We start from the raw sequence: 24,385 nt of genomic DNA on the forward strand, positions 1-24,385 counted from the left end.
GCCCCAATGACCCGTACTGCCTTTATCGGCGAATGCATGATCGAGCTTGCCGGAACATCCCCCGGCAGCATTTTTGGCGCAGCCAATCTCGGCTTTGCCGGTGATACGCTTAATGGTGCGACCTATATGGCACGCACCAGCCGCCTGCTTGCAACGCCTGATACAGATGTTTCCTACATCACGGCACTGGGTACGGATCCCTATAGCGACGCGATGATTGCCGCCTGGCAGAACGACAATATCGACACGACACTGGTCCGACGGATCGATGGCGCCCTGCCCGGTCTTTATGCCATCCAGACCGATGAAACCGGGGAACGCAGCTTTTCCTACTGGCGCAATAATGCCGCCGCCAAACAGCTGCTTCAGGGCGGCCACGATACCGTGTTGCGCGATGCGCTTGGCGGGTTCGATTGCCTGTATCTTTCGGGAATCACACTGGCAATCCTGTCTGAAAAGGATCGCCAGACCCTGATCAGCATTGCCAGGGATTTTGCCAAACAGGGCGGCAAAGTCTGCTTTGATACCAATCACCGTCCGCGCCTTTGGGCCGATCAGGACGATGCAATGGCAACCTATCTGGCGATTGCGCCTCATTGCCACACCGTCCTGCCGACATTTGACGACGACAGCGCGCTGTTTGGCGACGCAACGCCCTCTGCCACCGCCAAACGCTGGCATTCGCTGGGCGCGGACGAGGTTGTTGTCAAATGCGGTGGTGAACCGACCTTCTATTCGATCAGGGACGGCGAAAACGGCACCGTAACACCGCCCAAGGTCACCGATATTGTCGATACGACGTCGGCCGGGGATTCCTTTAACGGATCATACCTTGCCGCCCGCAATGCCGGGCGCGATGTGCCTGCCGCCATTGCCGTTGCGCAAAAGGTCGCTGGTCGCGTGATTTCACGGCGCGGCGCGCTTGTTGATATCAGCGATATCAAACTTGATCAGTAATCCAGCCGGAACTGAACACCGGCTTTGCTGTCGATTTCGGTGGTTTCGCTGGTCACGCTGATATTTGGCGTCAATTCAATCTCGACCTCGACCCCGCTTGATCCCGGGGTCGTGCCGGTCTTGGTGCCGACATAGACCCCGTCCGTCAGGTATTTACCCACCTTGACGTTCGGGCCATCTTCGCCGCCGCCCACCTGCAAAACATCCGCCCCGATAAAGCGACGGACCGAACCGACGATGTCAAGTCCGCCGCCCCCGCCCGAAAGCTCGTTCACCGCACTGGCAAGCTGGACCGCCTCAATCGCACTCAGGCTTCCCTGCGATTTGCCAAACAGCACCTGCGACAGGATTTCGTCCTCCGGCAGGGACGGGTTGGATGTCAGAACCAGTTCCGGATCGCTTGCCGGTCCCTGGAACCCGGCCGTCACCGTCAGGTCGTCGGTGGTATAGACCCCTTCAATGTCCAACAATGGATCGGGCGGTGTTGCACCGGAAAACGTGATCTTGGAATCCTTGATCACGAATGTCTTGCCAATGATATCCAGCTGCCCGCGCAACGCCTGCAACTGCCCGACAATGACCGGCTCTGCGGTTGTCCCGCTGATATCAAGCTTGCCACCCCATTCAGAATCAAGCCCCCGCCCGCGCACAAACAAACGCCCGGGAATATCAACCGTCACATCCAGATTGCCGACAAAACCCGATGCCGCTTTTTTCTTTTCCTCTTCTTCCTCGCGCTGCTTGGCGTCCTCGATATTCTCGACATCAAGGGTCGAAACCGACGCAGGCAGCGCAAGTGTCAGGTCCACTTCACCACGGCGAAGCGTTACATTGCTTTTGATATCGGCGGTTTTTTCGGTCCCGGTGACAGATGTGTTCACATCCGCCCAGAATTGCAGCTCATCCTTGCGCGACAGGGCTGCGTTATCAATCTTAAGCTCCGCCTTGTAACTGACCACCGGATCGTCATCCAGTGTCACCTCGGCCGAGCCACTGATCCGGCCATTCCCGCCATCCGTTGCCGTAATTTCCGGCACCCGCAAACCGTTCTGATCAAAGTCACCATTGATCGTGATCTGCTTCAACAGCGTGCCATATTCCAGATGCTCATATGCCCCGTCAGACAGGGCGATATCGCCATTCCAGTCAAGCGCATCAAGCGTTCCCTTGGCAACCACATCCAGTTTGAGATGCCCGGACATCACATGATCAGGTGCCGGGACATAAGGCCAGAATTGTGCGATTTCGCCGTCCACCTTGACCTGCGCATCAATCGGCGCATCGGGGTCCAGTGTGAAATCCTGTTTGAGGATGGAAACACCCAAAGGCACGGTACCACGCGCCTCGACAATCTGTGCCTCTTCATTGCCAAGGGTAGCATTGCCGTCAAACTGACCGTCCTGCAACGCCAGATCAAGCACCATCCCAAACGGTGCCATATCCTTCACAGCCGCAGTCGTGATGTTTTCAATTCCGCCTTTGACGGTCGCAATCGGCAATTGTCCGGACGCTTCGGATATATCCGCGGTCACATTCATCGTACCATCCAGCCCGCTTAACCCGAACATCTCCCCCCACGGCCCCAGAACGAGGTCGGCAATTCGCGCATTGGCGGCAAAATTGCGCTTTGGCCGATGATCAAGTTTTGCGGTTACCTGCCCGGCACCGACATTCAATGCCGCGTCAAGTTTCTGCTGCCCGGCATCGGACTGGCTAAACAATAACGGTTCACGAAGTGCAATCGTCTGGCTGCCAATTTCGGCATCCAACCTGTCTGCCCGGACATTGATCCCGTCTGAAAGACCAAGTTCCACATCGCTATCAAGCTTGACCGGGATGTTGCCGTGAAGCTGACCATTGGCATCAAGTGCAATCCCGATGGCCGACATATCACCAGTGATTTCGGTGACAACTCGGTCCACCGCCAGCGGCGCAAAACGAATATCACGACCATTCAGTTTCAGATCGAAACCGGGCTCTTCAAACGCGTTCAGGATCGATCCCGCCAGAACGACATCCTCGATCGCAGGTTGCTCCGCACCTTCTTCGGCGGCAAACCGAATGCCTTTGATGTTCGCATTCACATCAATCTGCTGCTGGCCCGATTTCGGCACAAACGCCACATCCGCGGTTAGCGTACCATTCGTCACCGGTGCCCCGAAATCCGACAGCATCGCGGCATCGAGTTTACGCACCGAAAGCTTGCCACGCATCGGCACCGCGTAATCTGGCAACATCAGGCTACCAACAAGTTCAAGCCGCTCGCCGCTCAGGGCAATGTTATCAACCCGCAACCCATCCGTGGGCAAAACCACATCAGCCGCCAGATCGTAATTTCGGCCCATCAACCCGAACCCGGCCTTGTTGATCAGCGACAATACCGCCTGATCGGACCAGCGCATTTCGCTCACAAGATCAAGTTTTTCAAACTTCTGCCCACCGGCCAAAACCGATGGCGTTGAAAGTTTGATGGTCCCGACCGGTGCCGCGATATCCCCATCAAGATTGATCGCAACCGTCGCCGGGGCGATGGAAACACCGATATCAGGTGGCACCACGCCGGGCTGAACCGAAAGTTCAGAATCAACCGACAAATTACTGAATTCATTTGAAATATCGATCTGCGCCGGGCCGGAAACCATCGCCGTGGCAATCTGACCCAGCGTGATCGACAGATCAAATGCATCACTAACCGCAAGCTTGCCATCAATGGTTGGCGTCGCCCCGACAATGCGATCAAGATCGGCAATGCCAAACCCGGACTGATCGGCCTTGATTGCAATATTTGCCGTACCACCCTGCTCAACCGACCATGTCAGATCGCGTATCGCAACCTGCCCCGTCCCGCGCAGATCAAGCCCCGAAATCGGCGCAAAGATCGAAAGGTCTGCGACATCGGCAATCAGTTCGCCATCCGTCACCGCCATCACGTCATTGATATCGGTCTTGCCGTTAACCGAAATGCCCGGCGTTGTGATATTGATTTCTCCAAGCGCAAACTTGCTGAAATCCGGTGCGATTGCCGCATCAAGGGCAACCTGCTGCGCATTGCCCAGCATCGCACCAAGATCGGCATCCTGCCAGTCATTGCCTGAAACATCGATCCGGCTTTGAACAGAAAACCCGTCCCCGTCACCACGAAGATCGGCATCAAGTGCCAGCGTCGCGATGGTTGATACCGGCGTTACGACCTTATCCCCACGCAGCATCACCGTCACATCAGGCAATTCAAGCGGCCCTTGGGCATGTGCGACCACATCAAGCCCGCCCCATGTCACGGCATCCTCGATCAGGCCCGATGTCGCCGGATCAATATCACCGTGCAGATCGGCCAGAAGAGTACTCTCATCAAAATCGATTTCCGCCGTCGCGCCAATCGTCGCAAGCCCGGATTTCGCGATATCGCCGCGCGTGATAGAAAGGATATTGGCATCCGCATCAAACTGCCCGCCAATCCCCAAATCGACATCGCCCCGCAACGGTTCAGGAAGCTGCCCGGCAAGGTCGCCCTGCGTTGCCAGAACACCATCAAGGTCAAACCCGATCCGGCTGTCATCCAGCCGAAGTCCCAAATCACCACCAAGCGTCATCAGATCACTTGCCGCAAGTTCGATCCGCCCTTTCCAGCCTGTCGCCGGGCCATCCCCCTTAAGGCTGATCGTGACATTTGGCGCATCTTCGGGTGCCACCCCGGCAAGGGTCATGACCAGCCCTGCACGATCAAGCTTGCCGTCAATGTCGGCTTTCAACCGCTGTTCATCGCCGTCAAAATCAATATCGGCCTTCAAATGGTCGATGCTGTCATCTAGCGGTTGCAGATCAAGCGACAAGGCCGCTTCAAGGTTTTCGCGAATTGCCGCACTGGCGCTTAGACCATATTCAAAGCTTTTGCCACTGGCCGGGTCGGAAATGCGCACATTGCCAAGCGCCAGCTTGCCAAGTTCAATGGCAAGCGGCGGCGCAAAACCGCCCGACGTACTCTCTTCTTCCTCGGCCAGGTCTTCGGTGCCTGACATATCGGGCAAAACGACATCAATCGTGGCACTTTCAACCCGATCAATCCGAAGCGTCCCACCCAAAAGTGCCAGCGGCGACCAGTCAAACCCGAACTGGCTGACCTCCACAGCCAGGCCATTTGACGGCATCGACATCGACAGCCGGTCAAGCGAAAGCCCCGTCCAAAGGCTGCCCTCGATCCGGCCCAGTTCGAAATCGCCCTCTATCGCCTCTGCCACCGTGGTGTTCAGCCACGGCGTTATCGCACGCAATACCGGCCCGGTTCCCGCAATGCCGACAATCGAGATCATCAGCAGCAACAGGCACGCAAACGCAATCGCGCCACGTCGCGCCCATTTGGCAACCTTTCCGCGTTTGGTGGTTCCGGATGGTTTGGGATCGTCAGGCAACGTCAAAATGCTTGTCCAAGGCTAAGATAAATCTGGAAATCGTCGTCAACATTGTCACGCTTATCAAGCGGCACTGCGAAGTCAAAGCGCAAGGGGCCGACCGCCGTGTAATAACGGAAACCAAGCCCCGCCGCCCAAAGCAGATCAAGGTCGTCGGGGTCGCTTGCCTCAAAGACATTACCGCCTTCGACAAATGGCACGATGCCAAAGCTTTCCGTAACCCGTGCCCGGAATTCCAGCCCGGCCTCAAGCACCGAACGCCCGCCAAGCGGATCGCCATCTTCGTCAAGTGGCCCGACTTTCTGATATTCGTAACCGCGAACCGATCCGCCGCCACCGGAATAGAACCGTTTGTTGGCCGGAAGATCCGAACGATCTTCACCAATAATCATCCCGGCACGCCCCCGACCTGCAAGGACATAATCGCCTTCTTCGTCAAAGGCGAAATATTGCGATCCATTCAATGAAACGGATGTGAATTGTGCGCTCGGGCCGCTCAGACTGGTATAGGGCGACACGTTAAATTCAAGCCGGTTGCCTTCGGTCGGATCAAGCGGGTTATCCGTGCTGTCACGCCGCAAAATACCCCGCAAACCACCCAGATAGAATTGCTCGTTGGGCAAATCAGCCCCGGTCAAATCGGAATATTCCGCCGTCGGGCCCAGCGTGACAGACCAGTAATCACCAATCTTGCGTTCAACCCCGACAAAGGTTTCGACCAGTTCGCCGTCATAGGCATCCGTGCTGTAATTCTTGGCCGATCCATCCGCCACAAGCGCCTGACGACGCTTAAGGAATTGCGGCTTGCGGAATGTCGCTTCAAGCCCCTGGCTTTGTCCCGATCCTTCGATACCAAGTCTGAGCCGTTCCCCCGCCCCGAACAGGTTGCGGTTTTCCCAGAACGCATTCGCCCCCGGCCCGTCAGCGGTTGAAAAATCAACCCCGCCACCGATTGTACGATGCTTGCGTTCGCGCACTTCGATCTCGACGGGGATTTCACCATTTTTGGCGACCGGCCCGACCGGCTTGACAATCACACTGTCAAACAGGTTCGATTGCGCCAGATCACGGCGCGTTGTCCGGACTTCTTCGGGGGAATATTTCTGCCCCGGTTTCCAGCTGCGATAACCGGCGATGAAATCCTCATCAACGGTCTCGGCTCCTTTGACACTGACCTTGCCAAAATTGGCTTCCGGTCCGGTGACCAGCTCGTACGTCACGGAAATGGTTTTTTCCGCCGTATTGGCAATGACCTTGCGCTTGCCCGCTTCCACCAGCGGGAAACCGCGATCTCGCATGAAATCAACCGCATATTGCTCGGCCAGAATGATCGGGTCGGCAGCCGCACGCTGCCCAAGATGCAGATTGGTACGTTCCAGTTCCTCGTCCGTGGCTTCGCGGCGCGTTGTATGATCCGGGCGGACAATAACCAGTTTCACTTCCGACAGAAGATAGGGCTGATTGACATCAATCTGATAAACCAGATCAACCGGATCGGGTTGTTCTGCACTGTCCGGCGCGCCGGCTGCCGGTTCGCTTGCCGCACTGACAATGTCATCGCTCTCCCCGCCATTTTCACCGTTCGGTGTATTCGGATCATCGGGTTCGGCTTTGCGGATATTGAAAGATACCTGTCCGTCATAGAACCCGAATGACCGCAAAACGGTTTCAAACCGTTCCACATCATCCTCGGCACGGCGTTCAAGCCCGGCAAGCGATGGCGTCGGGCGGGATTGCAGCCGGATCGACGTGCTGACATCGCGTAACGCAGCTAACAGTTTTTCTTCCTGCGGGTCGATACCTTCGATCTGGACTTCATAGGGGATTTTCGCGCCCAAGGCGTCCTGTGCGGCACTGTCGCTGTCCTGTCCGAAACCAAATTCGGATAAAACATTGTCGCCCGAACAGGCCGAAAGCGCCGTTCCCATCAGCAAAACAGACACAACACCAATGCCGCGCAATCTGGATTTGCGGTTGTAGCGTTTATCCGTATTCACCAACGACGTCCCCAATATCTTCACTCGGTCCCGATAGACTTATGTAACGTCCGGCCGCATTCATCGCACAGGCCGATCCGTTTATTGTTTTAAGGCACTTGCCAAGCGTCTACCATATTTTCATTCTATACGCAGGTCGAATGCACCAACGATCAAACAGCATGAAAAAATGGCATGGCTGTGATCGGTAATCGCACTTGTCAGAAAAAACTGTTCCGCTTACTCGAAGTTGAAAGCAATCTGTTTGCTGTTGCCACCCAAAAGCCGGAGGCCACCCATTGACTCCAAACGTGACTTCAACCCCGTCCCTGCCCGTCATCATCCGCAACGCCACCCGTTCTGATCTGGATGGTCTTTGCGCCCTTGAAAGCGGCAGCTTTACAAGCGACGCGATTTCGCGGTCCGGCTTTTCGCGCTTCCTGCGTCAGGCATCCGCCCGTCTTCTGGTCGCCGATGCCGGCGAAAGCGGCAAACCCGACATTGTCGGCTACGGCCTGCTTTTGCTGCGCGCCAACACGACGACCGCGCGCATTTATTCGCTGGCGATTTCCGATAACTGGCGCGGCAAGGGTCTGGGCACGCAACTTCTGGCCGGTCTTGAAAACCTTGCGATGGATGCCGGATGTGTCCGTATCCGCCTTGAAGTGCGCGTTGAAAACAGCAATGCCCGCAATCTTTATGACCGCCACGGCTATCAGCAGATTGCCGACCTGCCCGGCTATTACGAAGACGGTGCCAATGGCATTCGCCTGCAACATGATCTGTATGACATCCCGACTGAACGGTCGCCAGCGGTCGCAACCGGTGCGCCGCTGATCCTTGTTGACCGCCTCAAAGACCTGCCGTTTCAGGTGCCCGGTGCGCGCATCATGCGGGTGCGTGAATATCTTGCGCTTGATCACGGGGTGCGAAACCGGCGTGTCATCAACCTGTGCCAGTCTTATGAATATCTGTCGCGGGGTTATTATTGCAGCTTGCTTGCCGCCGCACGCAGCGAACGCGTAATCCCCGAGGCCGACGTGCTTCTGGATCTGAACTGGAAACGGCTGCAAAAAACCGCGCGTGCAGAAATGAGCCCGCAAATCGTCGAGGCACTGGCCAAACCGGGCGATCACCCGACCAAGATCGACGTATTCTTTGGCCGCACCGTCGATAAACGCTTCCGTGATATCGCCCAGCGCGCCTTTGATCAGTTCCGCTGTCCGATCCTGCGTCTGCATCTGAACCCGTCGGACAAGAAAATCCTGCGCGAAATCGAAGCCCCGGCACTAAGCCAACTGGGCGCTGAAGACCTGCCTGCATTTGAAAGCGCCATCCGTGCCTATCTGCGCGGTCGCGTGCGCAAACCGGCGGCTGGTGGCAACCCGCCAAGCGCGCTGGTGGCAATCCTGCATGATCCCGATGCGGTCCTGCCGCCATCCGATAGCGATGCACTGGCCCTGTTCATTCAGGCCGCCTCCGACCTTGGTGCGAAGGCCGAACTGATCACCGCCAAGGATTTCCATCACCTGTCGGAATTTGATGCGCTGCTGATCCGCGAAACCACCGCCCTTGATCATCACACCTATCGCTTTGCCAAACGGGCGCGCAAGGAAGGCATTCCGGTGATTGACGATCCGGACTCAATCCTGCGCTGCACGAACAAGGTGTATCTTGCCGAATTGCTGCGTACACACCGTATTCCGGCCCCGCGCAGCATGATTTTCGATAAACGCCGCATTGCCGAAATCGGACAGCAATTCAGCTTCCCATCGGTGCTTAAGGTACCCGATGGCTGCTTCTCGCGCGGGGTGCGCAAGGTGAAATCACCCGAACATCTGGCCGAAGTTGCGACCGAGATGTTCAAAAATTCCGAACTTCTCGTCATTCAGGAATATGTCGAAACCACCTTTGACTGGCGTATTGGCGTTCTGGGGGGCGAGCCACTCTTTGCCAGCCGCTATTTCATGGCGCCGGGCCACTGGCAGATCGTCAAACACGAAGATGACGGCAAATCGTTCGAGGAAGGCGGCTTTGAAACCGTCGCCGTCGAAGATGCCCCGGCTGATATCGTTTCCACAGCCTTGGCTGCGGCCCGCCTGATGGGCGATGGTCTTTATGGTGTGGATATGAAAGAAACCCCGCATGGCCCGATGGTGATCGAAGTCAACGACAACCCCAACATCGATGGCGGGGTCGAGGATGTCGTGCTCGGCATGGATCTGTATCGCCGGATCATCGCCCATCTTCTGGGCAAGATCGCGCGTCCGTGACGCATTCCATTCAAAATGACAAAGGGCCGGTTTATCCGGCCCTTTTTTCAATGAAGACTGCTGCCTGAAGCTTGTCGCGGCCATAACGCACCATAAGGTCAAACTCGTTGCGCAGGATCGGCGTTGATACGCAATCGCTGCCGCTGAATGGTTCGTGATCATCGCCAATATCCGGATCGGTGACATAGACATACCGGTCATCAAATCCCGAAACCACAACCCAGTGCGGGATTTTATCGCCGTAAATACGATACTGGCTGATCAGGACAAGCGCGATCTTGCCCTGTTTTGACCGTTCCTCGATTTCTGCAATGCTGAACGGCCCGGTGGTTACCGGAATACCGGCCTCGCGCGCCTGACGGGCGAAATCATAATGCACCAGTTCCACGACTTCGCGGTTCTTGGGTTTACGTACCGTATCAACAAAAAGCGGCCCGTCACGGCTGCTTAAAACCTCGACATCAAAACCGCGTTTGTGCGCCGCCAGTCCAAGGCCAAGCGGCCCGCACCCGCCATGCCCCGATGTCATGAAAACGGTCGTTGCCTCACGCCAAAGCGCAATTTCCTGATTGCGATCCATTTCGACATTGGGATCAAGCGCGTTCATCGCCATCATCAATGCCGCTGGTCCACAGGTGAATGGCATGGTCTGGTGATAAAAATGGATTGGCGATGGCCGACGCAGGGATTGCGGCACCAGAACACGTTCCATGCGCAGCGCGTCGGAATGATCGGGATAATAATCGGGATAAAGGGCAAACTCGCGATATCCCGCCGCCTTGAACAATCCAATCGCCGTTTCGTTACCCGGATTGACTTCAAGCCGCAGGATCGGGGCCCCGAAATCAAGGCTGAGTTCCTCGGCCCGGGTCAGGAGTGCCCGGCCGATCCCCTGCCCACGCTGCGTCTCCAGAACCGCCATGGAATAAAGCCGTGCCATCGCAACGTTGGATCGGAAAATTACCAGGGCATAGCCGACAACCGCACCATCGCGTTCAGCAACACAAAGGCGCGCCGTCTCGCTGCCAAGGAAACGCTTGAAAGCGCGGCGTGACAAACGGTCAATATCAAATGAACTGTTTTCGATCTCGCACAGGGCATCAAGGTCCCCATCTGTTGCGATACGAAGGTCAAGTTTGGTCAAAAGGCACCCGAAGCATCAATACTTGCCGATCCCATAGATCAAGGCGGTTTCACCCATTTCGCCATGAAACGGATGAAACCGGAAGTGCATTTTCGGCAGGTTAGCTGCGCGCGGCAATCCGGGGTGCCAGAGGCGACATGTCATATCCCGCCCCCGCAGCCGTTTTGACAATATCTTCAACCGGCAAATTGCCAGCACTGGCAAGCGACCAAAGGATCGTGCAGCGCGTGCCACTACGGCAATACGCGAATACCGGTTTTTCAGCCTCGCTCAGAACCTTGGCAAAGGCATCGGCATCGGCATCCGAAACATTGCCGCTTGCAACCGGAAGAAACACGGCGGCAAGACCAAGGCTTTTTGCCTTTGCCTCGACTTCTGCGAATGATGGCTGACCGGGGTCCTCGTTGTCCGGACGATTACAGACAATGGTCTTGAAACCGGCCCCGGCGATGTCATTAACAGCATCAAGGGGCATCTGCGGCGAGACGGTCAGTTCATCATTCAGGCGTTTCATTGTTGCGGGTCCGTATTTCTGGGTCACAAGGACCGCTTATGCGCTTGGAACGTAAAAGCGGAATACCAGGATTACGGATGCCACTATATCCGTCGGCTGACAACTCCCCGACATCATAAAAGTCGATTATCTGGCGGATTTTGTATCAATCGGGCATGTCCCGATACCCAGAATGCGATAAAGCGGGCAAAACCGCATCCCACCGGTCAGGATCATGATTGCACCGGCAATCATCGCCACCCAGCCAAATCCGCCAAGTGCTGCAAACGGGCCGGTCTCCGTCGCAACAACAAACGGCAGCGCAATCAGAACGACGCCAAGAATTACACGCAAAGCACGATCAATTTTTCCGACATTGGATTTCATCGGGAACTCCTGTTTCTGAAAACCACGGGATCAATATCACCCTGATAATATATAATATTATAATTAACAAATGTAATTTTATCATTTATTTGTGTTAAAACTGATCTATCGCAAGGAATGCGGCACATGATCCGGTTGCAGGCCGTGAAAACGCGTGCTACGCCCTTGTTTGATTTGCAGGTAAAGGGCCCCGACATGACCGATAAATTCGCATCCGTTGCCGATTGGCCGATCTGGCACGATCAAAATCCGGGCAACACTTTTTCCCAATGGCTAAAGGCATGTGTTGCCGATGACTGGCACAAGGTCACCCATCATCCCTTTACCGATGCCTGGGGCAAGGCCGCCGTTCCTGACCGCAACCTTAAAAACTATCTGATTCAGGATCACCGTTTTATCGACCGGTTTGTCGCTCTTCTGGCTGGTGCCGTATCGCGTGCCCCGACCCTTGCCGACAGGATTCCGGCCTGCCAGTTTCTCGCCCTTCTGACCGGACCGGAAAACACCTATTTCGAACGCTCACTTGATGCGCTTGGCGTCACCGAACAGGAACGCTGCGAAATGCCCGACTGGGACGTCACCGCGGACTTCAAGGACCTGATGCGCACCGCCATGGAAAGCAACGACTACGCCAGCATGCTGGCGGTTCTGGCTGTCGCCGAAGGCACCTATCTTGGCTGGGCGGACCGGGTTCACAATGAAATCGAAAGCCACCCCAAAGAGTTCTGGTACGCCGAATGGCTTGATCTGCATATCGGGACCTATTTCGAAAGCGTCGTCGCCTTCCTGAATGATCAGCTTGATAAAACCGGACCGACACTGGATGACGCTGCCCGCGCAAACTGTCTTTCCTGTTTCCGCAAGGCAACCGAACTTGAAGTCCGGTTCTTTGACGCGGCATGGGGTTCACAAACGTGATCACCATCCGCCCGTATCGCGCAACCGATGCATCGGTGCTGACCGAAATTTATACCCGTTCTGTTACGGAACTGGGATCGCGTGCCTATAACCCCGATCAGGTCGGCATCTGGGCAACCCTTGCTCCAACCGCAGAACGGTTTGCCGAACTGATGGACGATGGTCGGCTGCGCCTGATCGCGGCGGATGAAAACGACCAGCCCGTCGCCTTTTGCGATCTCGAAGCCGACGGACACATCCATTTCCTGTATGCCCTGCCCGAACTTGCCGGGACCGGTGCGGTCACGACACTGTATGACGCCCTCGAAAAAGCGGCACGTGACCGCAACATCGCAAAGCTTTATTCCGAAGCCAGCGAACTTGCCAAAGGCTTCCTGTTAAAACACGGTTTTCACGTGCTTGAACGCCGGGATTTTGAAGTCGCCGGTGTCCCGATCCATAACTATGCCGTCGAAAAACGCCTGCGGCCTGTGACCTGATCGCGGGCAAAATCAAAAGGCGGTCATTTTCCGACCGCCTTTTTGTTTCAGCTATCCTTGATCGCCCGCCGTGCGGTTGTCACCACCCGCTCGACATAGCTATCGGCCTGTCCGATATAGTTCGCCGGATCGCGCAGCTTGGCCCAGTCAATCCCGACATCGGTCATTTTGGGCAACTCATCAAACAGATTGCTTTGATTGGCCGCAGATCGCGACAACGCGTCTTTCACCAACTTGTCTGCCACATCACGCCCAAGATGCTCGGCAAGGGCAAAGGTCGCGGCTTCCGCCAGCATCGCCCCGCGTGACAGTTCAAGATTGGCCGCCATCCGGTCAGTATTGACCTTAAGGCTCGGCACCATATCAACCGCCTGCGCCAATCCGGCCCCGGTTGCCATGATCATCTGCGGCAATGTCAGCCATTCCAGCAACCAGCTTGCCCCGGATCGTTCATGTTCATGGATCTGGCTTTGCGCAAATGTGCCAAGCTGCCCGGCATTGAACCGCGCCAGCGTGATCAGCATCTCGGCCTGAACCGGGTTGGATTTATGCGGCATGGTCGATGATCCGCCGCCCTTGCCCGGCTGGACTTCGGCAATTTCGGATTGCGCCAGCAACACCAAATCCAGCCCCATCTTGCCAAGCGCACCGCTAAGTGCGGTTAACTGTGCAGCAAAATCGACCAGAACATCGCGCTGGCTGTGCCACGGCATATCGGTTGGGGGCAGTTCAAGTTCATCGGCCAGATTGCGTTCAACCTCAATCGCCTTATCACCGATGGACGCCAGCGTCCCGGCCGCCCCGCCAAAACTTAACCGGAACAAGTCAGAACATAACGTATCAATCCGCTGATCAATCCGCACCAATGGTGCCAGCCATCCGGCGGCTTTAAGCCCGAATGTGGTCGGCACGGCCTGCTGGGAACGGGTGCGTCCGATCATCACCGTCGCCCGGTGGGTTTCGGCCTGTGCAATCAATGCCTTGATCAGCTTGCGCGTCCGGCGGCGGATAATCGCCACCGCATCGCGAAGCCGTAACACCAGCCCCGTATCAAACACATCCTGACTGGTCGCGCCAAAATGGACATAGCGCGCATCATCCCCGCCAATCTCGGCCTTAAGCGCCTTGACCAATGCCGGAACCGGCACACCGGCACTTGCCGTACCCGCCGCAAGCGACGCCGGATCGGGGCGAAATTCGCGGCACACATCGGCAATACGGTTCGCACTTGCTTCCGGGATCACGCCTGCGCTTGCTTCGGCCGATGCCAATGCCGCCTCAAACAGAACCATCGATGCGATCTGCGCATCATCGGTAAAAAGCGCGGCAATTTCCGCATCGGCAAACAGATTGCCAAGCATCGCGGAATCAAAGGGCGAAATTGTCATCTGGTTTGGTCCACCGTTTAAACAGGTGTTATTTCAGGTCGTTAGTGTCGCGCCGCGACTGCGTTCGGTCAACAACACAAAAGAAGCCCCTGCCCGTTCTTCAACGGCACAGGGGCCCTTTTGAAATCAAACGATCAATCAGACCGCTTCAAGCACAATGGCAATACCCTGTCCGACGCCAATGCACATCGTCGCCAGCGCATATTTACCACCGGCACGTTTCAGCTGCATCGCAGCCGTCCCGGTGATACGTGCGCCCGACATGCCAAGCGGATGACCAAGGGCAATCGCCCCGCCATTCGGGTTCACACGCGCATCGTCATCGGCAATGCCAAGATCGCGCAACGTCGCCAGCCCCTGCGAGGCAAACGCCTCGTTCAGTTCGATCACGTCAAGCTGATCGGTCGTAAGGCCATGACGCGCCAGAAGCTTCTTGCTGGCCGGTGCCGGGCCAAAGCCCATGATGCGTGGCGCAACACCCGCCGTCGCACCACCAAGAACCTTGGCAATCGGTTTCAGGCCGTATTTCTTGACCGCCGCATCCGATGCAATGATCAATGCTGCCGCACCATCATTCACACCCGATGCGTTGCCTGCCGTTACCGAACCACCTTCGCGGAACGGGGTCGGCAGTTTGCCAAGCTTTTCGGCCGTGGTGCCCGGACGCGGATGTTCATCCTTGTCAACGATGATCGGGTCGGCCTTGCGCTGCGGAATGGTGACCGGCGTGATTTCCGCGGCCAGATTGCCGTTTTCCTGTGCGGCCACCGCCTTGTCCTGCGAACGGGCGGCAAAGGCATCCTGATCAGCACGGCTGATCTTGAAATCCTCGGCAACGTTTTCACCGGTTTCCGGCATGGAATCAACGCCGTACTGCTTTTTCATCACCGGATTGATGAAACGCCAGCCAATCGTGGTGTCATAGATTTCCGCATTGCGCGAAAAGGCCGTTTCGGCCTTTGGCATCACAAACGGGGCACGCGACATGCTTTCAACACCGCCCGCAATCATCAGATCGGCCTCGCCCGATTTGATCGCACGTGCGGCCATGATGATCGCATCCATACCCGACCCGCACAGACGATTGACCGTCGTGCCGGTCACATTTTCCGGCAACCCGGCCAGAAGCGACGACATGCGCGCCACGTTGCGATTGTCTTCACCGGCCTGGTTGGCACATCCGAAAATCACGTCATCGACATCGCCGAAATCGATATTCGGGTTGCGTTCGATTAACGCCTTCAGCGGAATGGCACCAAGGTCGTCCGCACGGACCGACGAAAGACTGCCGCCAAAACGGCCAATCGGGGTGCGAATAAAATCGCAGATATAAGCATCAGCCATATTCAAAGTCCTTACTGCTGGCCTTCATGGGCCTTGGCGGTGCGGGCATGCAAGTCACGCAGGACCTGAAGCTCGTGCGCGTCGGGCACCGGAGTTTCGGCGACTTCATCCGCAAATTCAACAGCCCAGCCGGTGTTTTCGATAATATCTTCGCGCGTCACGCCCGGATGGATCGATGTCACGATGAAATGCTTGCCAACCGGATGCGGTTCCATGATGCAAAGATCGGTAATCAGCCGCGACGGACCTTTGGTATCGACACCATAAGATGCGCGGTCATCACCGCCCTTGCCATGACCAAGCGAGGTCACGAAATCGATCTTTTCAACAAAGCCGCGCTTGCTCTGTTTCATCACCAGAAACACCTCGCCACAGCTCGTCGCGATTTCCGGCGCGCCACCACCACCCGGCAGGCGAACCTTGGGATCGTCATAATCGCCGATCACGGTGGTGTTGATGTTGCCGTATTTATCAAGCTGTGCCGCGCCAAGGAAGCCGACGGAAATCTTGCCGCCCTGCAACCAGTAACGGAACATTTCCGGCACCGGCACGGTATTGACAGCCGTTTCGCAAAGCTCGCCATCACCGATGGATAACGGCAATACGTCTGGCTTCGTACCAATCGTGCCGCTTTCATAAATAAGGGTCAGTTCCGGCGCATGCGTCAAACGCGCAAGGTTGCACGCTGCCGACGGCATGCCGATGCCGACAAAGCACACATCGTCATTCTTGAGTGCGCGCGAGGCAGAAACCGTCATCATTTCGGTAGGGGTATAGTCAACCATGATCTTTCCTCCGCTTACCCTTTGTTCGCTTCGCGCTTGGCGGCGAAATCTTCGGGGCCGCCCTTCATGACATGCTCATCGATCCATGCGGTGAAACTGTCGCGATCATTGGCAATCTTGTCCCACGCCTTGTAAAACGCGTTGTCACGCTTGTAATAACCCTGGGCATAAGACGGATGTGCGCCACCGGGCACCTCGACAATCGCGGTCACCGCCCAGTTCGGCAGCATCACGGCGTTGTAGGGAACATCATCGAAATTATCGACAATGTCCTCGACCGTGATGATCGATTTTTTCGCTGCCAGAACGGCTTCCTTCTGAACCCCGACAATACCTTCAAACAGGACATCGCCCTTCTTGTTGGCTTTCTGGGCATGGACAACCGCCACATCCGGTCGAATGGCCGGAACCGCTGCCAGACGTTCACCGGTGAACGGGCATTCGATGAATTTGATGTTCTTGTTCACGCGCGGCAATTCCGCCCCGCGATATCCCTTGAACACCGCACAGGGCAGACCCGCCGCCCCCGCGTCATAGGCATTGGCCATTGCCGCGTGGCTGTGTTCCTCGATCTCAAGCTTGTGCGGCCAGCCTTCCTGAACCGCATCGCGCAACCGGTGCAACGACCCGACACCGGGGTTGCCGCCCCACGAAAACACCAGTTTCCTTGCACAACCGGCCCCGATCAGCTGATCATAGATCATATCGGGCGTCATCCGGATCAGGGTCAGATCACTGATCCCCTGACGGATGACCTCGTGCCCGGCGGCATGCGGGATCAGATGCGTGAAACCTTCCATCGAGACGGTATCGCCATCCTTGATGCAGGATGCGACAGCCTCTTTAAGCGACATGAAACGTGCAACCACGGTAAAACTCCTGTGGTAACCAGAACAATAAAACGCGGCATATCTCAGCCGGATGCGTTGGAATGATTTGGATGGCTGTGACCACCGGCTTTCCCCAAAGCAGCGAACACAGCCATCCAGACCGAAGCGACTTACACGTCGAAGAACACGGTTTCCGCGTCCCCCTGCATATGAATGTCGATCCGGTATTGAACCCCGGTACGGGTTTCGACACGCTTGGCAATCAGCGTGTCACGGCGATCGGCGGGAACTGATTGCAGGATGTCGTCCTTGGCGTTCAATGCCGCCTCGTCATCGAAATAGAAACGGGTAAAGGCATGAACCAGCATGCCGCGCATGAACACGATGACATTGACAAACGGGGCCGTGCCATCGGCAACAACCCCCGGTTTGACGGTGTCAAAATAAAAGCGGTTCTGCGCGTCCGTGCCGGTACCGCAACGGCCAAGGCCCCGGAAACCCGATGATGCAACATCCACCGGATTTTCGGTATAGGCGCCGTTGGCATCGGCCTGCCAGATTTCGATCATCGCGTCATTGACGACATCGCCATTGCCATCAAGAACACGACCGGTGATGCGGATATGCTCGCCTTCGGCATCCGGTCCGGCGATGGTTGTGTCTGCGATATCGGTAAAATCATAACCATACTGCCCGGCCGTCAGGCCATAGGCGAAATAAGGGCCAACCGTCTGCGAAGGGGTTTCACCATATGCCATGACTTAGTCCTCCATCGGGGTGGCATTACGTCCGCGAAGGACGATGTCAAACTGATAACCAAGGGCAAAGCCTTCCTCGGTTTTCTCGATTGAAAATTTGGAAATCAGACGTTCGCGGGCGCTCGCATCCTGGGTTTCAAGGAAAATCGGATCAAGCTCCAGCAACGGATCACCCGGGAAATACATCTGGGTCACAAGGCGCGTGGCAAAGCCCGGCCCGAACAGCGACAGATGGATATGGTTCGGACGCCATGCGTTGAAATGGTTGCCCCACGGATAGGCCCCCGGCTTGATCGTATAGAAAACATAATTGCCATTGGCATCCGTCATGCACCGGCCCGACCCGCGGAAATTCGGGTCAAGCGGCGCGTCATGCTGATCCACCTTGTGCACATAACGCCCCGCCGCATTGGCCTGCCAGACTTCGACAAGAATGTCGGGCTGCGGGCGGCCATCGGTATCCATGACCTTGCCATGCACCACAATACGTTCGCCCAGCGGTTCACCATTGGTGATGCCGTTCTTGGTCAGATCGAAGTCAAGCTTGCGCACCGATGCCGGGGCAAAACGCGGGCCGGTGCCCTCGCTCAATCCTGACTTGATCGCAAGCGGTGCCTGCGTCGGGCCGCGCAGGATGGTGGACTTGTAACCGGGTGCGATATAGGGGGCGTGGGAACCCCAGTCGCGCGGTTTAAAGGTGGACATGGCGTTTACTCTCCCTTGGCGGCCGCATCGATCTCGGCATAGGTTTGTTTGGCAATGCGGAATGCCGTATTGGCGGTGGGAACACCGGCATAGACCGCAACATGCATCAGAACTTCACGGATATCTTCGCGTGTGGCACCGGTATTGAGCGTTGCACGGATATGCATCGCCAGTTCTTCTTCATGGCCAAGCCCGGCCAGAAGCGCGATGGTCACAATACTGCGTTCGCGTTTGGTGAACGCATCGCTGGTCCAGACACCATTCCAGACATTCTCGGTGATGTAACGCTGAAAACCGGCATCGATTTCCGTGACATTCGCCGATGCACGATCCACATGGGCATCGCCCAGAACGGAACGGCGGGTTTTCATACCGACTTCATACCGGTTCTCAGACAAGGTTCTTCTCCTTGATAAATCGGTCGATCAACCGGGAAAGCAATTCAGGGGTTTCAAGGCACGGCAAATGCCCGACCCCGTTTATAAGTTCGAATTCGGCACCGGGGATCATCCCGGCCATCTCGCGCACCACATCGGGCGGTGTCGCCAGATCGTCCGATCCACAAACGCAAAGGACCGGCACCGAAATCCGGGTCGCCGCATCGCGCAGATCACCATCGCGAAGGGCAACGCACGTTCCGACATAACCCTCGACCGTGGTGCGCACCAGCATGTCGCGATACATCGCGGTTTCAACCGGCCGTTCGCGGCGATATGTCGGCGACAGCCAGCGTTCGATGATGGCATCGCCAAGAACCTCGATACCACCTTCCCTGATGGCATTGATACGCATGTTCCAGCCATCCGCATCGCCAAGTTTCGGCGCGGTATCACACAGGATCAGGCCGCGAACGCGGGCGGGCACCAGTTCCGTGACCTTCTGCGCAATCAGTCCACCGACCGACAAACCGCAAATAATGACGTCTTTGACGCCCAGATAATCCAGAAGCCCGATCAGATCATTGGCATGCAGGTCGATATTATAATCCGCCCCGCCAATGCCCGATAAACCATGTCCGCGCTTGTCATAGGTTATGACGTTGAACCGGTCGGCAAAGGCCGGGGTAACATCGTTCCAGATACGAAGATCCGTACCCAGCGAATTTGAAAACACCAAGGCCGGGCCGTCTTTCGGGCCGGTCTGGCAATAATGGATATGTGTCCCGTTGATCGGGGCGACTTGTAAACTCATGTTATTTCCACCCTGATTTGTTACCCATAATCTGGCAGGCAGATTTGGTTATGTAAAATGAGGATTTGCGTTAATTGCATAACTATACAATTATATAAACTTGCAAGATTTGATTTCTGGAATGGTACGCATGCTTGATCAACGCATTAAATTCCGCCATCTGACCTGCTTTCTGGAGGTCGCGCGCCAGCGCAGCGTCGTCAAGGCCGCCGACACATTATCCATCACCCAGCCGGCCGTTTCCAAAACCATCCGCGAGCTCGAAGAACATCTTGATGCCCGTCTGTTCGACCGCTCCAAACGCGGCGTCACACTGACCGATTTCGGCAAGGTGTTCCTGCGTTATGCCGGTGCCAGTGTCACCGCCCTGCGTCAGGGTGTCGACAGCATCAGCCAGGTCCGCATGCAGGGCGGACTTTCGATCAATCTTGGTGTTCTGCCAACCGTCGCCGCCAGCGTCATGCCAAACGCCATCCGCCGGTTCAAGGCGCTAAGCCCCGATACAACGGTCAAGGTCGTCGCTGGCCCGAACGTGATGCTGATGGGGCAATTGCGCGTCGGCGAACTTGATCTGGTGGTTGGTCGTCTGGCCGAACCCGATCAGATGTCGGGTCTGTCCTTTATACATCTATATTCGGAACATATCTCGCTGGTCGCACGTCCGGGCCATCCGTTACTGGCCGATAAAAACCCGGACATCACCCGCATCCGCGAATTCACCGTTCTGGTACCGCCCAAACAGGCGATCATTCACCCGACCGTCGATAAAATGCTGATCGCGCATGGCATCGGTGCCCTGCCCGACCGGATCGAAACCGTTTCAACATCCTTTGGCCGTGCCTTTACCCGCGAAACCGATGCGATCTGGATCATCTCGAACGGGGCTGTGGCATCCGACATTGCCGAAGGACATCTTGTCGAACTGCCGATTGATACCAGCGATACCTTTGGCCCGGTGGGCCTGACCACCCGCATCGACAGTCCGGTATCCCCGCCGGTCGAAATGCTGATCAATGCCGTCCGCGAAGAAGCCACCCGGCATCATTCGACCCATTCCCGACACGATACATAATCATTTGGTTATGAAAATGTGCGCCAATATCATTATACATAACCATGCGGGGACGATTAGATTGATTACAAATTGGCATGGCAGCTGTGCATAAACGGCAACCATCCGAACAAAAAGAACAATAAAAACAACAAGAAAAAACTTCTGGAAAACTTCGCAGATAAAAAAAACGCATCATGGCTGAGACGTTTGATGGCGTTTGGCTACGCCAGGGGACGTTAAAAGGAGGAAGAATGAAACACATTACAAAATTGCTGGCAGGTGCCGCCGTCGCGACCATGGTGTCGTTCGGCGCACATGCACAGGAAGTAACCCTGACGATCCATCACTTCCTGGGCCCGAAAGCACCGGCCCAGGCCCAGATGATGGAACCGTGGGCGAAAAAGATCGAAGAAGAATCAAACGGCCGTATCAAGTTTGAAATCTTCCCGTCCATGTCGCTGGGCGGCAACCCGCCGGAACTGTATCGTCAGGTCCGTGACGGTGTGGCCGACATTGTCTGGACCCTGCCGGGTTACACCCCGGGCGTCTTCCCGCACACCGAAGTGTTCGAACTTCCGGGTGTCCATCTGGGGGATGCACGCGCGACCAACCTCGCGATCTGGGACATGATGGAAGACATGGCACCGGATCTTAAAGACATTCATCCGCTGGCCGTTCACGTCCATGCCGGTCAGGCCATCCACCTGACCGAAAAAGAAGTCCGCACCGTTGCCGATGTCAAAGGCCTCAAACTGCGTACGCCGACCCGTACCGGTTCCTGGGTGATTGAATCCTGGGGTGCAGAACCGGTTGGCATGCCGGTCCCGGCCCTGCCGCAGGCAATGTCGCTTGGCGTGGTTGACGGCGGCCTTGTACCGTTCGAAGTCGTCCCGCCGCTGAAACTGGCTGAACTGGTTTCCTACTCGGTCGAAGGCCAGGGCGTTAATTCCCGCTTTGGTACCTCGGTCTTCCTGTTCGCCATGAACAAGGATCGTTACGACAGCCTGCCGGACGATCTCAAAGAAATCATCGACCGTAACTCCGGTCGCGATTTTGCCGCCCAGATCGGTGACGTTTTCAACAATGTCGAAGAAGTCGGCAAGAAAATGATCAACGATGGCAAGGGTCAGGTTGTTGAACTGACGCCTGAAGAAAAAGCAACCTTCGACGATGCATCCGCATCGGTTGTTGATCGCTGGATCGAAGAAGCAAAATCGAACGGCATCGACGGTGCCGCACTGGTCGAAAAGGCCAAAGCCGCCGTTCTCGCCAATACCAAACAGTAATCTTTTCAAGTTACTGGCAAATCTGACGGGGTCACGTATCATATATTTACGTGACCCCTCATTCCCGCAAGATTGTATGACACATGAAACACGTGCTGAATAAGGCCGCATCCTGGTTTGCCGTGGCTGGCGGTTTTTTGGCCCTGCTGATTGCCGTGGTCACGATCGTGAACGTTACCGCATTCGGCCTGGACAAAATTGCGCGCCTGTTTGGTGCCAATTTCCCGGCAATTATCGGCTATGAAGACTTCGTCAGTATGATTGTCAGCTCGGCAGCCCTGATGTTCTTCCCCTATTGCCAGACCCGCTACGGCCATGTCGCCGTCGATGTCTTTATCAAAATGTTTCCCCAATGGTTCGCGCGCGGCGTGGATATCATCTCGGGCGTCCTGATGACGCTTCTGGCCCTGTTCCTTGGCTATATGATGATCCACGGCCTGATCGAAGTACGCAGCGACAATACCCTGTCGGCAATTCTGGGTTGGCCGATCTGGCCGTTCTATGTGCCGGGCATCGTATCGATGTTCCTGTGGGCGCTGATTGCCGCAAGCCAGATTTTCGAAAGCGAGGCCCCGGCCAATGTCTGAACGCGAATTAATCGGCCTTGGCGGTCTCGTCGTGCTGTTCTTTATTCTCGCACTGCGTGTTCCTGTCGGCCTTGCCATGATCGGTGTCGGAATTGGCGGCAACTATGTGCTCAGCCTGTTCTTCCCGTTCCTGCGCTTTGAACCCTATCTGCAACAGTTCAAATCCCTGTTTTACGGGATTGTCTCGAACTATGAATTGTCGGTCGTGCCGCTTTTCGTCCTGATGGGCTATCTCGCCAGTCAGGCCAACCTGTCACGCGATCTGTTTCAGGGCGTAAACGCCATTCTCGGTCGTTTCCGCGGCGGTGTCGCCATGGCTGCCATCGGGGCCTGCGCCGGGTTTGGGGCGGTTTGCGGATCATCGCTTGCCACCGCATCCACCATGGGCAAGGTCGCCCTGCCGGAATTGCGCCGCCTGAATTATTCACCGCGCCTTGCCACCGGTACGCTGGCGGCGGGCGGTACGCTTGGCATTCTGATCCCGCCGTCCGTCGCACTTGTGATCTATGCCGTCACGGTCGAGGCATCCATCATCCAGATGTTCCAGGCGGCCATCATTCCCGGCCTGATCGCGGTTGCATTCTTTATGGGGGTGATTGCCATTCAGGTCCGCCTGAACCCAAGCCTCGCCCCCATCCCCGAACCGATGGAACCGGCCGAACGCCGCGAGGCATTGCTGCGCCTGATCCCGGTCATGGTGATTTTCGGCTCGATCATTCTCGGTCTTGGGGCCGGTCTGTTCACCCCGACCCCGGCGGCCGGTGTGGGTGTGTTTGCCATTCTGGTTTACGGTGCCTATATGCGCCTGCGCGGCAAGGGTGGCCTGACATTTTCCGGTCTGAAACAGTCGCTGCGCGATACGGCTGTCACCACCTCGATGATCTTCTTCATCCTGCTGGGTGCCGAAATCCTCAAGGGTTTCTTCAGCCGTGCCAACCTTCCGGCCTATATGGCCGAGGCCGCCGCCACCAGCGGCCTTGATCCCTGGCTGATCATGGTTCTGATGCTGCTCGCCCTGATCGTTCTGGGCTGCTTCATGGAAAGCCTGTCGATGATCGTGGTGGTCATCCCGTTCTTCTGGCCGGCCCTGGTCGATATCAATGGCGGCGACTGGGCAACGGCGGCATCCGCAGCATACGGCATGGGGGCCGAGGACCTGAAAATCTGGTTCGGTATTCTGGCCCTGATTGTCGTGGAGCTTGGATTGATAACGCCACCGGTGGGATTGAATGTGTTCATCATCAACGCCCTTGCCGATGGCGTCCCCATGAGCCAGACCTTCCGCGGTGTCATGCCCTTCTTTGCCGCGGAAATCCTGCGCATTCTGCTGCTGATCTTTGTGCCGGTGCTAACCCTGTTTGTCCCGACATTGCTCGGCGGTTAGCGACGCGCATCATAAGCTTCCGAAAAGCCCGCCCGATCTG

General features: G+C 56.4%; 21 protein-coding genes. 8 read left to right on the plus strand and 13 right to left on the minus strand.

Annotation, left to right across the window (positions count from 1 at the left end; all coding sequences use genetic code 11):
• Window positions 1-6: 6 nt before the first annotated feature.
• Entirely contained in the window at window positions 7-957 is a 951-nt protein-coding gene (locus R1T41_RS19820; RefSeq protein ID WP_317338735.1) for a sugar kinase, read from the plus strand.
• Here the strand turns inward: R1T41_RS19820 and R1T41_RS19825 are convergent.
• Window positions 951-5,369 (minus strand): translocation/assembly module TamB domain-containing protein, encoded by a 4,419-nt coding sequence (locus R1T41_RS19825; RefSeq protein ID WP_317338736.1) that lies wholly within the window; start codon window positions 5,367-5,369, stop codon window positions 951-953. The genes R1T41_RS19820 and R1T41_RS19825 overlap by 7 nt on opposite strands.
• A complete protein-coding gene (locus tag R1T41_RS19830; protein WP_317338738.1) occupies window positions 5,366-7,360 on the minus strand; it encodes an autotransporter assembly complex family protein in 1,995 nt (664 codons plus the stop codon). Before R1T41_RS19830 ends, R1T41_RS19825 begins: the two co-directional genes overlap by 4 nt.
• Before the next feature lie 278 nt (window positions 7,361-7,638).
• Between R1T41_RS19830 and R1T41_RS19835 the strand changes: the two genes are divergently transcribed.
• Complete coding sequence (locus R1T41_RS19835; RefSeq protein WP_317338740.1) at window positions 7,639-9,612, plus strand: GNAT family N-acetyltransferase; 1,974 nt, start codon at window positions 7,639-7,641, stop codon at window positions 9,610-9,612.
• A gap of 31 nt (window positions 9,613-9,643) precedes the next feature.
• Here the strand turns inward: R1T41_RS19835 and R1T41_RS19840 are convergent, their stop codons facing one another.
• From R1T41_RS19840 to R1T41_RS19850, 3 genes are all read right to left on the minus strand, one after another.
• A complete protein-coding gene (locus R1T41_RS19840; RefSeq protein WP_317338742.1) occupies window positions 9,644-10,756 on the minus strand; it encodes a peptidase C39 family protein in 1,113 nt (370 codons plus the stop codon).
• Between the two features lie 100 nt (window positions 10,757-10,856).
• Window positions 10,857-11,270 (minus strand): TIGR01244 family sulfur transferase, encoded by a 414-nt coding sequence (locus tag R1T41_RS19845; RefSeq protein WP_062961409.1) that lies wholly within the window; start codon window positions 11,268-11,270, stop codon window positions 10,857-10,859.
• A 126-nt stretch (window positions 11,271-11,396) separates the two neighbouring features.
• A complete protein-coding gene (locus R1T41_RS19850; protein ID WP_317338744.1) occupies window positions 11,397-11,636 on the minus strand; it encodes a DUF2892 domain-containing protein in 240 nt (79 codons plus the stop codon).
• A gap of 195 nt (window positions 11,637-11,831) precedes the next feature.
• Here R1T41_RS19850 and R1T41_RS19855 point away from each other — a divergent pair, with 195 nt between their 5' ends.
• Both R1T41_RS19855 and R1T41_RS19860 read left to right on the plus strand, forming a co-directional pair.
• A complete protein-coding gene (locus R1T41_RS19855) occupies window positions 11,832-12,554 on the plus strand; it encodes a TenA family protein (protein WP_317338745.1) in 723 nt (240 codons plus the stop codon).
• Window positions 12,536-13,033, plus strand: a complete 498-nt coding sequence (locus tag R1T41_RS19860; RefSeq protein WP_317338747.1) for a GNAT family N-acetyltransferase — start codon at window positions 12,536-12,538, stop codon at window positions 13,031-13,033. The genes R1T41_RS19855 and R1T41_RS19860 overlap by 19 nt, the downstream gene beginning before the upstream one ends.
• 47 nt (window positions 13,034-13,080) lie before the next feature.
• Here R1T41_RS19860 and R1T41_RS19865 read toward each other — a convergent pair whose 3' ends face one another.
• The 8 genes from R1T41_RS19865 to pcaD all read right to left on the minus strand — a co-directional run bounded on the left by R1T41_RS19865 (window position 13,081) and on the right by pcaD (window position 20,034).
• Window positions 13,081-14,421 (minus strand): 3-carboxy-cis,cis-muconate cycloisomerase, encoded by a 1,341-nt coding sequence (locus R1T41_RS19865; RefSeq protein ID WP_317338749.1) that lies wholly within the window; start codon window positions 14,419-14,421, stop codon window positions 13,081-13,083.
• A 138-nt stretch (window positions 14,422-14,559) separates the two neighbouring features.
• Window positions 14,560-15,765, minus strand: a complete 1,206-nt coding sequence (gene pcaF / locus R1T41_RS19870; protein WP_317338751.1) for a 3-oxoadipyl-CoA thiolase — start codon at window positions 15,763-15,765, stop codon at window positions 14,560-14,562.
• An 11-nt stretch (window positions 15,766-15,776) separates the two neighbouring features.
• Window positions 15,777-16,550 (minus strand): CoA-transferase subunit beta, encoded by a 774-nt coding sequence (locus R1T41_RS19875; protein ID WP_062953078.1) that lies wholly within the window; start codon window positions 16,548-16,550, stop codon window positions 15,777-15,779.
• Between the two features lie 14 nt (window positions 16,551-16,564).
• The gene (locus tag R1T41_RS19880; protein WP_317338752.1) at window positions 16,565-17,419 is read right to left on the minus strand and encodes a CoA transferase subunit A; all 855 of its coding nucleotides are present in this window, start codon (window positions 17,417-17,419) and stop codon (window positions 16,565-16,567) included.
• 131 nt (window positions 17,420-17,550) lie between these two features.
• Window positions 17,551-18,138 carry a protocatechuate 3,4-dioxygenase subunit alpha gene (gene pcaG, locus R1T41_RS19885; RefSeq protein ID WP_317338753.1) on the minus strand — a complete coding sequence of 196 codons (588 nt, stop codon included), beginning with the start codon at window positions 18,136-18,138 and terminating at the stop codon, window positions 17,551-17,553.
• A 3-nt stretch (window positions 18,139-18,141) separates the two neighbouring features.
• The gene (gene pcaH / locus R1T41_RS19890) at window positions 18,142-18,843 is read right to left on the minus strand and encodes a protocatechuate 3,4-dioxygenase subunit beta (protein WP_317338755.1); all 702 of its coding nucleotides are present in this window, start codon (window positions 18,841-18,843) and stop codon (window positions 18,142-18,144) included.
• A 5-nt stretch (window positions 18,844-18,848) separates the two neighbouring features.
• Window positions 18,849-19,241: a 4-carboxymuconolactone decarboxylase gene (gene pcaC, locus R1T41_RS19895; protein WP_037991466.1), complete on the minus strand. Its 393-nt coding sequence runs from the start codon at window positions 19,239-19,241 to the stop codon at window positions 18,849-18,851.
• Window positions 19,234-20,034 (minus strand): 3-oxoadipate enol-lactonase, encoded by an 801-nt coding sequence (gene pcaD / locus R1T41_RS19900; RefSeq protein ID WP_317338758.1) that lies wholly within the window; start codon window positions 20,032-20,034, stop codon window positions 19,234-19,236. Before pcaD ends, pcaC begins: the two co-directional genes overlap by 8 nt.
• Window positions 20,035-20,164: 130 nt before the next feature.
• Between pcaD and pcaQ the strand changes: the two genes are divergently transcribed.
• From pcaQ to R1T41_RS19920, 4 genes are all read left to right on the plus strand, one after another.
• Window positions 20,165-21,106 carry a pca operon transcription factor PcaQ gene (gene pcaQ / locus R1T41_RS19905; protein ID WP_062953073.1) on the plus strand — a complete coding sequence of 314 codons (942 nt, stop codon included), beginning with the start codon at window positions 20,165-20,167 and terminating at the stop codon, window positions 21,104-21,106.
• Between the two features lie 233 nt (window positions 21,107-21,339).
• On the plus strand, window positions 21,340-22,374 hold the full coding sequence (locus R1T41_RS19910; RefSeq protein WP_062953072.1) for a TRAP transporter substrate-binding protein: 1,035 nt from the start codon (window positions 21,340-21,342) through the stop codon (window positions 22,372-22,374).
• Window positions 22,375-22,457: 83 nt separating this feature from the next.
• A complete protein-coding gene (locus R1T41_RS19915) occupies window positions 22,458-22,961 on the plus strand; it encodes a TRAP transporter small permease (protein WP_062953071.1) in 504 nt (167 codons plus the stop codon).
• On the plus strand, window positions 22,954-24,345 hold the full coding sequence (locus R1T41_RS19920) for a TRAP transporter large permease (protein ID WP_062953070.1): 1,392 nt from the start codon (window positions 22,954-22,956) through the stop codon (window positions 24,343-24,345). Before R1T41_RS19915 ends, R1T41_RS19920 begins: the two co-directional genes overlap by 8 nt.
• Window positions 24,346-24,385: the final 40 nt, after the last annotated feature.

Origin of the sequence: Thalassospira lucentensis (assembly GCF_032921865.1) — a bacterium.
GTDB lineage: Bacteria > Pseudomonadota > Alphaproteobacteria > Rhodospirillales > Thalassospiraceae > Thalassospira > Thalassospira lucentensis_A.